At 59.0% G+C, this 13762-nt stretch carries 10 protein-coding genes; 1 reads left to right on the top strand and 9 read right to left on the bottom strand.

What is annotated here, in order from left to right; all coding sequences use genetic code 11:
• Window positions 1-48 precede the first annotated feature (48 nt).
• The 9 genes from DW850_RS02895 to DW850_RS02855 all read right to left on the bottom strand — a co-directional run bounded on the left by DW850_RS02895 (window position 49) and on the right by DW850_RS02855 (window position 12519).
• Entirely contained in the window at window positions 49-1047 is a 999-nt protein-coding gene (locus DW850_RS02895) for a class B sortase (protein ID WP_117786179.1), read from the bottom strand.
• Between the two features lie 35 nt (window positions 1048-1082).
• Window positions 1083-1547: a 5-(carboxyamino)imidazole ribonucleotide mutase gene (purE, locus tag DW850_RS02890; RefSeq protein ID WP_117786178.1), complete on the bottom strand. Its 465-nt coding sequence runs from the start codon at window positions 1545-1547 to the stop codon at window positions 1083-1085.
• Between the two features lie 217 nt (window positions 1548-1764).
• On the bottom strand, window positions 1765-8178 hold the full coding sequence (locus DW850_RS02885) for a discoidin domain-containing protein (protein WP_158565209.1): 6414 nt from the start codon (window positions 8176-8178) through the stop codon (window positions 1765-1767).
• 510 nt (window positions 8179-8688) lie between these two features.
• The gene (locus tag DW850_RS02880; protein ID WP_158565208.1) at window positions 8689-9129 is read right to left on the bottom strand and encodes a MarR family winged helix-turn-helix transcriptional regulator; all 441 of its coding nucleotides are present in this window, start codon (window positions 9127-9129) and stop codon (window positions 8689-8691) included.
• A 104-nt stretch (window positions 9130-9233) separates the two neighbouring features.
• Window positions 9234-9560 carry a DUF202 domain-containing protein gene (locus DW850_RS02875; RefSeq protein ID WP_117584044.1) on the bottom strand — a complete coding sequence of 109 codons (327 nt, stop codon included), beginning with the start codon at window positions 9558-9560 and terminating at the stop codon, window positions 9234-9236.
• A gap of 196 nt (window positions 9561-9756) precedes the next feature.
• Window positions 9757-10584, bottom strand: a complete 828-nt coding sequence (locus DW850_RS02870; RefSeq protein ID WP_117584043.1) for a PTS system mannose/fructose/sorbose family transporter subunit IID — start codon at window positions 10582-10584, stop codon at window positions 9757-9759.
• Entirely contained in the window at window positions 10584-11441 is an 858-nt protein-coding gene (locus DW850_RS02865; RefSeq protein ID WP_117786175.1) for a PTS sugar transporter subunit IIC, read from the bottom strand. The genes DW850_RS02870 and DW850_RS02865 overlap by 1 nt, the downstream gene beginning before the upstream one ends.
• 71 nt (window positions 11442-11512) lie before the next feature.
• Window positions 11513-12001, bottom strand: coding sequence for a PTS sugar transporter subunit IIB (locus tag DW850_RS02860; RefSeq protein ID WP_117716198.1), 489 nt, complete (start codon window positions 11999-12001; stop codon window positions 11513-11515).
• Between the two features lie 83 nt (window positions 12002-12084).
• The gene (locus DW850_RS02855; protein ID WP_117769736.1) at window positions 12085-12519 is read right to left on the bottom strand and encodes a PTS sugar transporter subunit IIA; all 435 of its coding nucleotides are present in this window, start codon (window positions 12517-12519) and stop codon (window positions 12085-12087) included.
• A 308-nt stretch (window positions 12520-12827) separates the two neighbouring features.
• Between DW850_RS02855 and DW850_RS02850 the strand changes: the two genes are divergently transcribed.
• Window positions 12828-13610: a GntR family transcriptional regulator gene (locus DW850_RS02850; RefSeq protein WP_158551165.1), complete on the top strand. Its 783-nt coding sequence runs from the start codon at window positions 12828-12830 to the stop codon at window positions 13608-13610.
• Window positions 13611-13762 lie beyond the last annotated feature (152 nt).

The raw sequence follows: 13762 nt of genomic DNA, 5'->3' as shown, positions 1-13762 counted from the left end.
GTCGAGTAGCCAATTTGGGACGGGCCTTTTTAGCTACTCTCGAACAACTTATTCCTCGACCGGCGTGAGCACCATGACGGCACGTGTGTTGCTCAGCGACAGCGAACGACAGGTCACAAGCGTTACAACCTTAGTTGCCGAAGCGGCACGATCGGTGGCATCACTCGCCACGGCAGAAGCGCCGTCGAGCATCTCGGACAGGTAGTTCTTGAGTCCGTCGTCGCCCTCAAAATTGGTCGTGCGCGCCTTGGCATACGTGTCCTCGACCACCTTGGTCGCCAGCGGACGCAACTTATACGTCGCATCGCGCGTGATGTAGTACACATATTCAATGCTATCGAACGTTGCCTGGTCAGTCGTATCCGAAATCACGTTGAACATCGACCCATCGTTCATATGGTGGCCGTAGATCGTGGTCTGCTGGTCGACCATTCCCGGCGCGGTGTCATCGCTATCCAAGAAGATGGCACCCGAGGCGTTAGACGTGCCATCGAACAGCGCGTTGAGGTATTTGGAGTTGTTGTTGGTCTGCACCACGGGATAGTTGATGTTGGTTTCCGGCACGTAAATCCAACCCACAATCTCGGGGTTCGTCTGAGCAAGCGCATCAAAGTCGATAATCGGCACGCCGCTGGCGTCCTTATCGCTTACATATTGCTTCTCGATTTTCTGATACGAATCGCTCGCCTGCTTATAGCCAATCTGGGCATTAATAAAAATAGCGGCGGCGGCGACAATCAGACCGATACCGATGATGATGAGCAGAATGGGAATAATGGAGTGGCGCTTTTTGCGCGGCGGCTCGGTGCGATCCGACGGCGCGGCATGCGATGAAGACCGGGGCGGCTTCTTAGCGGAGCTATAAGACGAAGGACGATATGCGGCCGGCGCGTCCTGTCGACGATGGGTCGCCGGTGTCACGGGGCGCGGCGCGCGCGGCTGCTGAGGAGAGGATGTCCGACCCTGCTGTGCCGCACGGGCAGCACCCGGCTTCGACGGATCGGGAATCTGAGAAGCCTTGAATCGTTTTCCCTGATAATCGGACATGGCTCTCCTTATACTGCGGTGAAACGGCGGAACGCTTAGGCGTCAGCCATCTCCTGCTTCATCTTCTCGATAACCTTGCGGTACTCGGGGTCGCAAGCACCCAGAATCTGTGTGGCATAGATGGCGGCGTTCTTGGCACCGTTGATGGCAACGCAGGCCACGGGCACGCCCGAAGGCATCTGCACCATCGACAGCAGCGAATCCATACCGCCCAGGTCACTCGTCTTCATAGGCACGCCGATAACCGGCAGCGGCGTAAAGGCAGCCACGACACCACCCAGGTGAGCGGCCTTGCCGGCGGCGGCGATAATCACTTTGACACCGCGATCGGCGGCAGTCGAAGCCCACTCGTGGACCTTCGCCGGCGTGCGGTGCGCGCTCGCGATCACGAGCTCATAGGGCACACCCAGTGCCTCGAGCTCGGCGGTGCAGCCTTCCATAACGCCCAGATCGGACTTGGAACCCATGATGATCCCGACAACCGGCTTTTGATCTGCCATAAACAAAGACCTCCTGTTGAGAGCGGCGACGCGGCGGATCCGCGACCCTTAACTGCAAATAAATCAAGTATAGCCGCCGATGCTGATGTGTTCGGCGGGAGACGGAACGCTTTGCGAGATTAGGGCCGAAGGGTCGGAGCTTTCTGCCTACATTCAAAAAGCGTGCCCACCGTCCTTGGGTGGGGCGGCGGGCACGCTTGCTTAGCTGTTGCTGGGGCTACTTAGCCTTGCTGCGACGATGGAAGAAAGCGCCGATCGCGGCGATGATGGCGCCAAGACCACCGACGGTCGCGACGGTCGCCGCCGTCTGGTCTCCGGTATTGGGAATCGCCGAACCGTTCTTCTTGCTGCCCTGGGCCTTGTCGCCTGCGGGCTTGCCCGCCTGGTTGCCGCCGTTCGAGCCATTGCCGGAACCCTGGTTGCCCGAGCCGCCCTGGTTGCCGGAATCGGCATCCTTGAGGCTCTCAATGGCCAGCTTGAGCTGGCCATAGGCCGCCTGGATCTGGGTGTCGGAAGCATCCTCATCACCCAAGACGTCCTCGGCGTAGGTAATGGCATCCGTCAGGGCCTTGACAGACTCGGCCGTCTTGCCCCTGGTGTCAGTCTCCTTCGCCTGCTTGACCAGAGCCTTGAGCTGCTTCTTAGTCGGATTCTCGACCGGGGCCACCGGGGTCTTCTCGAGCGCGCCGCGGGCGCTCTCGAGCGCCCTGAGCGCCTGGTCGACCTCGTCCTGCGTGGCGTTCTCGTCACTCAAGATGGCGCGGGCGCTCGCCAGGGCGTTCTCGAGCGCCGTCCAGGAGGCCTCGGTGTAGTCACCGGCCTTGAGGTCGCCGGCAGCAACCTCGGCATCAACCTTTTCGATCGCGGTAGCGAGATCATCCTTCGCCACCGGATCGGGGACGGCCGTACCGTAGAACTTGAGCTCCGCCATGCTGCAGTAGGCATCAACGTCGCCACCGCCGGCGTGAATCACCTTGACGGTCACGTAGCGACCGCGCGCGGCGCCAAAGCTCATCTGCTTCCAGTCGCCACGGTCGGTGAGCACGCGGCCGTCGTTGTCGAAGGCGAACGTACCCATCGACGCGGCGGTGCCCATCTCATAACCGTCGGCAGTGTCGGAGACCAGTATCTCGGCCTCGAAGATATCGCCGTTAGTGCCGCCGTCCTGGCGCGGCAGGAATGTAACGTCGGTGAGATCGTAGTCGCGGCCCAGGTCGACACTCAGATACTGGGGCATACCGGTCCCATGGGCCCAGTCGCTGTGCCAAAGCGTCCGCTTGTCGCCGTCGAGAGCGTTGACGGCGTTGCTGCCCTCGTAGTCGGCCTCACTCGAGAAGTCGGCCACCTTGACGTTCTTGCGGTTCTCGGGCGTGTTGATGAGGATCTTCTCATCGACAGGGCGCATCTTGAGGCCGTCGATTGCCTTCTCGATCTTGGCAGTGGCGTCTGCGACATCCTTCTTGCTATAGCTGCCCTGGCCGCTGTCGAGGAGCTTCCGAGCCGCCTCGACCGCAGTGGTGAGAGCTGCATAGGAATCCTTGGTGTAGACGGACTCGCTGTAGCCCGCGGCCTTGGAAAGCGCTGCCACGAGCGCAGAGGTATCGACACCAGCCTTGACCTCGACCTCATAGGATGCGGTCTTGGAGGGGTCGAGTACCGACGCCACCGTGATCTTTGCCTTGCCGGCCTTGTTGGCACGCAGGTAGTAGCTCACGCTATCGCCAGCCTGAACAGCGGAGACGCTTACCACAGAGGGGTCGGAGCTCTCGACCGTCACATAGGGGTAGCCAGCGCTCTCAGGCGTAGCCTTGGCGTCGACGGGCGTAATGTCGCCTTCAAAGAACTCGGTCTGGTTCTTGCCTAGCTCGACACCCTCGATGGCCTCGACACCCTGCGTGTAGTTGAAGTTGACCTCACGCAGTGTGAGCATCTGGTCACCCGATGCCTCAAGCGGCGTGACCTCGACCTTGGTCGCCTTCTTGCCCTTGTTCTCGGCAGAGAGGTCAAAGGCGTAGCGAGCCAGGAAGGAATCGTACTCCCCGCCCGCGAACTCTTGGATCGAGCCATCCTCGAACGTCACGACGGCCTTGATCTTCTGTACGGTTCCGTTGCCGCCGTTGCGGTTAACGACCTCGACGCTATCGAGTTTCGACGGCGTCTTAAATGCGAATGTCATCGTGGTGGGAAGCTTCACGTAACTCGGTAGCTTACCCTCGCTGTCCCAGTTGCCACTCCAGTTCCACAGGAACTCAAAGCCGTTGTCGCCCTCGTTATTATCGAACAGCGCGTTATAGCTCTTCTGCTGGATAAGTTTCTCGACGTTGGTCCCGTCGTCGGTCGTGAGCTCATCGTTGGTCATCGTGATGTTGAAGGCATCCTGGGCGTACTCGGCGACCGTTGGCTGAGGAACGTCCGGCATCGTCACCGTGCCGTCGCTCGCAAACTCAAGTGCGTCGCATGCCGGGCCGATAAGCCAAGATGTCGAGGGCAGTTCGACCTTTCCGGCGGTCTTGGCCTTGAGCTTGAAACTCGCCACCGCGCCAGTACCGTTGTAGAGCTTGCCATCGCCGCGGTTGGCAAAGGCGAGATTGATAGTCTGCGTTCCGTCCACGAACTGGACCTTCTCGCGAGACAGGTTCTCCATGCCGGCAGTCGAGCCGTCCTGCGCGATGCTCTCGGACACAAACTCGAACTGGTCGCTCTTGAAGTTGACGAGGGCGCCCAGGGCGTTGACGTTCTTGGCGTCGGCCGCATAGACATCAACGGTGATCTCATCACCGGCCTCGACCTCGGTCTTGCTCGGAATCACCGCGAGCGAACCTGCGACCTTGCCCTTTTGTTTAGTGCCGCCGTCAAGACCCGCCATGGTGAACGAGTAATCGTAGACGTCGTAAACGCCGTTATCGTTGAGGTCGGCGAAGTGGTCGCGGATCTGCGAACCGAACGTCGGGGTATCGGGCTCGCGATTCTCGAGGCCCAGATAGTTCTTCATGTTGGAGTAGTCTCCGTCGGAGATCGTGGCCTTGTTGAGGTTGGAGCCCACGGCGAAGCCATCCGTGCCGTCGGTCTTGTAGATGGCAATCTCGGACGCGGAGAAGAAATTGCCGACCGAGGCGAGCGGTGTCATGCGCACGTAACGGGCGGCCACGGTGCCGTCAAACGCTACCGTCTTACAATCAGCGGAACGTGCCCAATCGACCTCCTGGCTCGTCCAGTGGACGCCATCGAGACTCGTCTCAACACGCATCTTGGTCACGGTGCCGTTGCCGGCGTCATCGCGCGGATAGTACTCGAGCTTATCGAGCTTGTAAGCGCGTCCATAGTCAACGGTAAGCGCCTTGCCCAGATCGTTGCCACCGGAGTGGAAACCGCCGTCGCCCGACTGGAACTCATGGTCGAAGGCGAGCTCGGCCTTATGGCTGCCGTAAAGTGAGCCCTCCCAGGTGATTTCCTCGGCGTCGGGGACGTTCCGCCACGGATCGAGTGCGGAGTTCGCCTCGAGCACATCGCTCCAGGCGGAGTAACCTTCGGCGTTGCGCGAACGAATCTGGTAGGTGTGCTTGCTATTGTAGGCGAGGTCGGTGTGCGTGAACTCGGCCGCATCACCCACGGCAAACACAGTGCCGTCGACCTTAAGGTCGTAGGAGGTAGCACCATCGACCTTTCCCCAGGTGAGCTTGATGCTCGTTGGGGTCGTGGCGTCCTCGGGGGCAGCAAGGTTCGTGGGTGCGGAGAGGTTCTCGTTGAGGCGATCGGCTGTGAGCGTGGCGTCGGCGTTCACGAAACCGCCCAGCTCAAGCGTCTGCGCCGCTGCAGCAACATCGGTCTTCGCGAACTTGACGTAGACCTTGGGGTTCGTGGTGATCTTGGTGTTGTTGAAGCTCTCGCCCTGCTCGGCCTCGGTGCCGTCCGCATCGCTGCCGTAGTGGTTGAGGTTGGGGGTCTCGCTGTAGAAGTAGACCGCCTGGCCGGCCTCGGGGGTCGCGGCGTCAAAGGTCTCCTGCGAGTCGACCTCAACCACGTTGAGTGCGGATCCGCCGTTCTTGGCGACAACGCTCGTGGGCTTGGCGGACACATTGGCCACGAAGGTCGTGGTGCGGTTGGAGTCGTAGCCGTTGTAGCCGCCCTGCGAGGCCTCGGCGGTAAAGGTCGCGGTGCCGCCTGCGGCCTTGGAGCTGTAGACGGTGCTCACATGCTCACCGTAGGAGATATTGTCGATCGTGCCGTAGGAATCGTCCTCAGTCGTGTTGTTCTCGATTGAGGAGCCGTCGTCCTCGTACTGCGTAAAGGTGCCGTCGCCCTCGGTGGCGAAGAACTCGACGATACGCTGGCTGCGGTCGGTACCCTTGGTGTTGGTGTCGCTCACGGCCTCGGGGTTGTTGTTCTCGGCGTACATCGGCACGATAGCGTTGGCCTTCACAAACAGCGGCAGCTTCCAAAGCGGAGCCTCGTAGTTGTTGAGAACCTGGCCGCCGCGATACTGCTTACCCGAGAAGTAATCGATCCAGATGGTGGGATTCTCGTCGGTGCCGTAGTTGGGGAGGTAAATCCCATTGCGAATGTCGTTGCCGTTCTCGTCTGCCTGGGTATCCTGATACACCGGTGCCACTAGGAAGTTCTCACCGAACATATACTGGTACTGCGTCGAAGTGCTTGCGGCGTACTCGGAGTTGTCGGAAAGCAGCATGGCGCGGATCATGGGCAGGCCGGCATCGCCGTTACCCGTGTCGATGTTGGCCGCCGAGGCCGCGCTCGTGTAGATATAGGGCATGAGCTGCGCCTTGAGCTTGAGGTAGAAGCGCGAGATGCCTGTGTAGGGATCGCCGTGCGTCATGGGCGATTTACGGTAGGTGCCCCAACCGTCCATGTCAAGCATAGAGGGCGTGAACGTCTTCCACTGGTAGTCACGCGCAGAGATGATGGGGTCGCCGCCAAAGATGCCATCCATGTCGGAGCCGATGTTGGGGTTGCCCGAAAGACTCTGACCGATATACGTGGGGATATGGAAGCGAATGTACTCCCAGTTACCGCCATACTGGTCGCCGGTCCAAATGCCACCAAAGCGCTGCGTGCCGGCCCAACCATCGAGCGTGATGATGTTGGGGCGCTTGTTAGCGCCGGTCGTCACCGTGTCATAAGCTGTCTTGATGCCATTAAGACCAAAGGAGTAGCCAGATCCAACCCAGGCAACGTCGGTCTTAAGGGTAGTGATGCCTCCCGTCTTGACCTCGGCGTCGAAGTCGCGAAGCAGATGCCACGGGGTCTCAGGGTTGCTGTCGGGCTCAAGGTTGGACTGGGTCCACAAGCCCGTGCTCACACCCTTGGAGTTGGCATACTCGGTGAACTTCTTAAGGTTGTCGACATTGGCACGCACAGCGTTAAGACGGTCGGCCGAGCTCGCTCCGTCGGAGTTGACGCCGCCGGTCTTGTAGTAACCGTTCTGGCCATAGCCGGCGCCGTAACCGTCGTTCGGCAGGAACCAGCCGAGCGGCATGTCGTTGTCCTCGTAGTCATCGATAACCTGACGAGCAGAGAACTGGCGGTCGAAATCGGTCGCTTTCATGTTCTCGGTATCAACCGTAGGGCCCTCACCGTTGAGCGTCTCGGCCGCAAGTGTGCCGTCGAGCTTGTAGCCCGTCGACATGCCAGACTCGTACTTAACGTCGCCCTTCTCGCTCGAGGACTTGCTGCCCTTGGTCTCCCACTTCTTTTGACCCGAGGTCGTTGACCAGCCATCACGGTTATAGGCATTAAGATGACCAAGGTAGAACCCGTACTCGGGCAGCAGTACCGGGTTACCGGTCACCTTGTAGTAGTCCTGCAGCATCTCGGTTGCCACGTTCGAAGCGCCCTCGTTGGTCGCCACGAAGTAGTAGGCATCAAACTCATTCTCGCTGTGCAAAGTCGTGACCGTCGATGAGTCCGTGGAACCGAAGTCGTAGGAACCCTCTGCAAACGTGTTTCGGAGTACGCCGTAGCCGTCACTCGTCCAATAAAACGGGTTGGGCGAGGCAACGCCGCCATCGGTCCAGTTGTTCGTGTTGGAGATGGCGATGGTCTGGTTGGTGTGCAGGAAGCGTCCGTTCTGGGTGCCGCCGCCAAAGAAGTTCTCGGACTTCTCCTTGGCGAGCGTCTGGACGGTACCCTTCTTATCAAGGTCGAGGGACGCGGACTCGGAAACCACGACACGGTCGCCTGACTTGATACTCATCTTGCCGGTCGCCTTGTCCAGGATCACGGTCGCCTTTCCGCCGGTGATCTCGATAGTGTCGCCCTTGTCGGCAACCGTCGCACTCGGCTTGCTGTAGGTGTCCGAGGTATCGGGCTGAGCCTGGATTTTAGCCGTGTGGGACTTACTGCGCGGTGTGGCGTAATCGGAAAACTCACCCTTGGGGTCGACGTTATAACGGAAAATACCGTCCTCGAGGAACGTAATACGGCCCTTGATGCCGTCAGCGAAATCGATGTCGACGACATTCGAGGCAGACTGTGACACGGTCGCTGAGTCGACGCCCTTGAGTGGCGTGGCAATCGCCTGTTGGGGATTGGCAAACACGAGCGTCGCTGCAGTGGCAACGAGGACCGCGCTTCCCTTCACCCACCGTTTCGTAAAAATGGAATTCCTGCGCACCTGGTCTCCTTTCTTCCGAGATGCTGAGGTGCCGAGGACGCCCCCCGGCAGCATGGGAAAACGTATCAAACGGGGATGTTCGGTACATTCCGCACAATGGGGCCACCCGTTACCAAGGGGCCAACTGGTAGTAACCAGATAGCCACCTACTTGGTCATATCAATATATGGGAGCACTTGCGCAACCAAGTTCGGAAGTCCACCAGCGGCAGTAAAATGAGCGTCAACGGCAAGGTGGGCTTAATAAGCCATACCAATTGGTTCTTCAGTCAAATACCAATCTAGCAAAAATGTACTGTTTATCTGGTATTACACAGACCATACCTTTCCCTCGGGAACTGGGCTTCGCGAAGTTTCCCGAGAGAAAAGCTCGACCGCCGCCCTGCGACCTACCGGAGATTGCTATGCCGTACGTTGGCTGATTTGGTTTGGAATGAGATGCTGACGGTAGTCAATGGGCACAACTGTCCCGGGTGCATTTCAAGATGCACCTAAATGTCTGCCTTCATCCTTATAGATTGTCCAGGTAGTCGTCGGCATCATAGGTAAGGCTGTAGGCTTTATTCAGGATGCGCACGAGCTCCTGAGCATCGTGTTCGCCGAGCGCTGAGAGCTGCTTCGAGAGCGATGCCACACTCTCGGCATTTTTTTTCGCCGCGAAATCACGGCCTTCCTCGGTACTGCTCACCAGCACACGCCGACGATCGTTTGGATCGGTCCTGCGCTGAACGTAACCCTTGCTCTCGAGTGAATCCAAGATATGCGACATGCGCGCACGGGAGAATTTCAGCTTCTTGGCAATCTCGGAGGGAATAACATCACCGTCAATACCCGATAGATACTGTAAAACCGGTGCCTCGCCCACACTGGCGCCGCCGGCAGCACTCAAGGATCCCTTGGCAAGGGAACGTGAGTACACAATCAGTTTTCGAGCGACGTCATCGTAATCCACTGGGGATATTGTCCTTTGCAACTCTAGAAGGGCCATAAAACCGTCATTTGCCGTACATTAGTTAACATTCGCAACAATTATTTATGATACCCCAACGCGGAAGTCTATTGCTCGTCCTTCTTGCGTCGCATAAGCTCCTCAACGTCGATACCCGCGGCCTCGAGCATACGCTCAACATTCTTTTTGGCGTTGGTCGTGCCAACCTTAAGCACAATCGAAAGCGGAGTGCCCACCACCAAGCATACGATGCCCGCGGGGACGCCCCAGCCGGGGCCGCCCTGCATACCCCACATCCCCACCAAAAAGCCAATAGCCACGAGCGAATAGCCCAGACGCAGCCAAACGTTGAGCCGCTGAATAGCATCGGTCTGCATCTTAGCCTCGCGGATCAAGTCGTCGCGCGAAAGGTCGTGTCCGTGTTTCTCGTGCATATGGGTCCTCCTCGTGCAAAGCGTGCATCATGTGCAAGAACATCGTTTTTCGAATACGTCATCTTTCAAGAGCAATATAGCGGGTGTCGTGTAGGCGATGGAGGTCGCTGGCCATATTGCCCTTGAAGGGCGGCGCAAAATCAGAAGGCCGTGCGGTTGAGGCCGCACGGCCTTACAGGGGGCCAGGGGATGATGACTAGTAGCTCAGTGCCGGGTCGAAGAAGCCAATAACAACGCCCACGAATGCGATCACGACGAGAATCAGCATCATAACGATGGGGTTGACCTTCTTCTTGGTCATCATGTACCAGCAGAAGATGATGAAGACCATCGGCAGCAGGTGCGGATAGATGCCATCGAGAGTGTCCTGGAACTTACCGCCGCCGGGCAGCACCAGGTTGGGGCTGCAGGTGATGGAGACCCAGGTAGCACCGACTGCACCGATGACCATGGTACCGACCATCACGATGGAATCGCGAAGAGCCTTTGCCTTGGGGCCGACCAGTGCCTCAACCGCCTTGCCGCCGAGCTCATAGCCCTGGTTGTAGGCAAAGCGCATGCCGAGGTACATGAGCAGGTTCCACACGACGATATAGAAGATAGCGCCGAGCGGGGAGCCGCCGGTCGAGAGACCGAGGGCGATACCGAGCAGGATCGGGATCAGGGTACCGACGATCAGCGAGTCGCCAAGGCCGGCGAGCGGGCCCATGAGGCCGGCGCGGATGCCGTTGATGGCGTCGTCGTCGATGGCCTCGCCGTTTGCGCGAGCCTCCTCGAGGCCGGCGGTGACGCCGACAATCATGGTGCCGATCTGCGGCTCGGTGTTGAAGAACGCGGAGTAGGTCTGGAGGGCCTGCTTCTGCTCCTCGGGCGTGTCGTAGAGCTCCTCGACGATCGGAAGCATGGCGCACAGGTAACCGAAGGTCTGCATGTGCTCCTGCGAGAAGCAAGTCAGGTTGCCATAGGACCAGTTGCGGAACGACTTGGCAAGCGTTTTCTTAGAGAGTTTCTTCTTCTCTGCCATTAGATGTCCTCCTCTTCCTCATCATCGGAGCCCGAGGCGATAGCTGCCTTGGGAGCGTTTGCGAGGTCGATCTTGAGCGAAGCGATCTCATAGTTGATCAGGGCGAAGAAGCAGCCGATGCCGGCGGCGGCAATCAGGTTGCATCCCATGACAGCGGACAGGGTGAAGCCGAAGAAGAACGTGAGGAAGTCCGTCGTCTTGGAGATGACCTGCTTGAGCAGGATGGCGATACCGACGGTAGGCAGCAGCGAGCCGACGGTGAACAGCGTCTTCATCGCGATGCCGTCCATGGGCATGTAGGTCTTCATAAGGTCGACCATGGCGGTGCCGCCCATGGTGATGATGAACGTCGGGAGGAACGAGCAGACGATGTGACCGATCCAAGGCAGAACGTTGTTGACCAGGTAGAGCTTGTGGAGGTCGCCCTTCTCGAGCCACTTCCAGCCCATGCCCTGCCACACCAGGTTAATGGTGGCGGTGCCATAGAAGAGCACAGTGCCGAGCGTGCCGACGGCGGCACCGAGGGATGCGGCCATGCCGGCAGCCTCAGCGGAGGCGGGATCGATGCCCGAGTTCTTGATGGCGAGGATCGCCAGCGGGATGCCGATATAGGACACGGCGCGGACGTCGGCGGAGACGGTTCCGCCGGGGGTCACGAGAGCGATGTAGACAACCTGGATGGCAGCGCCGACGAGGATGCCCGTCTGCATATCGCCCATGATGATGCCGACGATGAGGCCGGCGACCAGAGGACGACCCAGAGTGTAGTTGCCGATCGTCGTGCCACCCATGCCAGGCAGTGATGCCAGGCAGGCGAACAGGCCGAACAGCGCGGCTTGGAATGCATTGATTGCCATGCTTTCCCCTTTCTTTATTCCTCAGCCCTTTCCCCCAGGGCTGTAGGTACCAAAATGCGGCTGGCGCCTAACTAGAAGCCAAACTGACCGCGGAACTTGGGCCACTCACCGATGGACTTCTCCTTGATAAGGGCGAACTCGACCGTGTAGCCGGCGTTGGTGAGATCCTCGAGCGCCTGGGCCTCTTCCTGCGTGATCGACTGGTTGTTGCCGAGCTTGGTGGTGCCGGGACGATCGTTGCAGGGACCGACGATGATGCGGTCCATGCCGGGCTTAAAGCCAAAATCGACGAGAAGTTCCTTCATGTCGAGCGGGTTCTTGGTGATCAGGAAGTACTTGGTGTTGGACTTGAGAACCTTCTCGGAGACCTCCTTGAAGTGCTCCTTGGTCCACACGAACGTCTTCTTGCCCGAGGCACTCTTGTAGGCCTCCTTGAGCACGGGGTTGGACGCCGCGGCGTCGTTGACGGCGATAAGACCGTCGCAGGGATACTCGAGGGCCCAACGGGTAACGGTCTGTCCATGGATCATACGGTCGTCAATACGGATGAACGAAATCATACGTTCTCCCCTTTCCTTCATGAGGCCCGCGGTCGCGGCCTCTTCTTCCTAACGTTTGCAGCTAGATGAAACCTTGGTGCGGCCTAGATGTCGTCGTCCTCGTCGTCGGCGTCATCGGTCGGGACCACAAGCTCGGACATACCGTTCTTGCCCTCCTGCAGCATCATCTGCTTGAGAGAATCCAGGTCCATGGTGGCAAGCCCCATCATGGCGGTCATAGCCATGGGCAGATTCATACCGCCGAAGGCAATGGTGTGGGCGAGCAAGCCCTTCTCGGCCATCGTGTTCATAGCATTGGTGAGCGGCGATCCGCCCAGGATGTCACCGAGCAGGACAACCTCGTCATCGGCGGTAACGGGAGCGACCATCGCCTTGACGTTCTCGACATATTCGTCAGCGCCCATGCCGTCCACGAGACTCGTCGACAAGATGTTCGGGGCGTCATTGCCGAGCATCTTGAGGACACTGTGCAGTCCGGGAGCGAGCGTTCCGTGACTGACCATTACCAGATACCGCATGCGGTCTCCTCTCGACCTGCCGTGTGTCGCACGGCTTTGCTTTTTGCCGAGATTATTGTTGCGCCGGGGCATGTTCGGTACAAGAAAACAGCTGCGAACGGCAACTATTCATCGGTTAACGGTAGCAACTATTTTTGTGCCTAAATTATTTTTTCTTCCAATTATTTTTAAAATAGCAGGTAGATTGCCTGGTAAATGTTTTATGTTCCTTATGTACCATACATACCGACAAGAATCGGGCCTGACATCACCGGTTTGTCCCGCAGTGTCAGACCATGTCACGTATGCTCACGACATGGAGGTACCCCATGGACATGATCTCGTTTCTCGCCTCCGAACCCTTCGATCGCAGCGGTGATACGCCGCTCTATGTCCAACTTAAACATCGAATCGCCCTGCTTATCGCCAGCCAGGCGTTCGACACCAAGACGCCGCTGCCACGCGAGCTCGAAATCTGTGAGCGGCTGGAGTTATCGCGCGCGACCGTGCGCCGTTGCTTCCAAGATCTCGTCATCGAGGGGCGCGTGGTGCGCAAACGCGGGCAGGGCACGTTCATCAAGCCCCAAACCTCAGCGCCCGGCATCGACCTGGCCCTGAATTTCAGCGCGCGGATGCGCGAAGCGGGACGGGTTCCGAGCTCACAGATTCTCGCCTTTTCAAGCATACCGGCCGTCCGCGGCATCGCCTCCGGGCTCAAAGTGCCCGAAGGGACACCCGTCTGGGAGATTCGCCGCCTGCGTCTCGCCAACGACAAACCCATGGAGCTCAACTACGTCTATATCCCCGTGTCACTTTGCCCCGAGCTCACACGCAAAGACGTGGATGGCTCGCTCTACGCCTACATCGCGGAAAAGACCGGCATCCTGCCCGCAAGCGTCGATGCCGTCTACGAGACGGTCAACCTCGACAAGCATGAGGCGCGCCTTTTGGGACAGAACACCGGTAAGGCGGCGATGCGCATCGTGCGTTCGACTTACGACAAGACGGGAACCCCGTTCGAGGTAGGCGTGCTCATCAGCTGCGACGGTCAGGCAAAGTTGCACGTGCACATCGCCGCCGACAAAACAACCTTCACCGCCACAGCCCAATAAATCCAAAACGTGGGCTCCGCCGTTCGAACGAACGGCGGAGCCCACACTCACTTTCTTTTTCAGCCCTAGTCATCGCGCAAAGCCCCTTCGGCAGCACACGGTGCAGCCGAGTCACCGTAGGCCGGGGCGGAGGGGGCTGAGTTTCCCACTGA

The sequence above is a fragment of the Collinsella sp. AM36-4AA genome, assembly GCF_003467795.1.
GTDB lineage: Bacteria > Actinomycetota > Coriobacteriia > Coriobacteriales > Coriobacteriaceae > Collinsella.
This window is presented reverse-complemented; position numbering and strand designations above follow the sequence as displayed.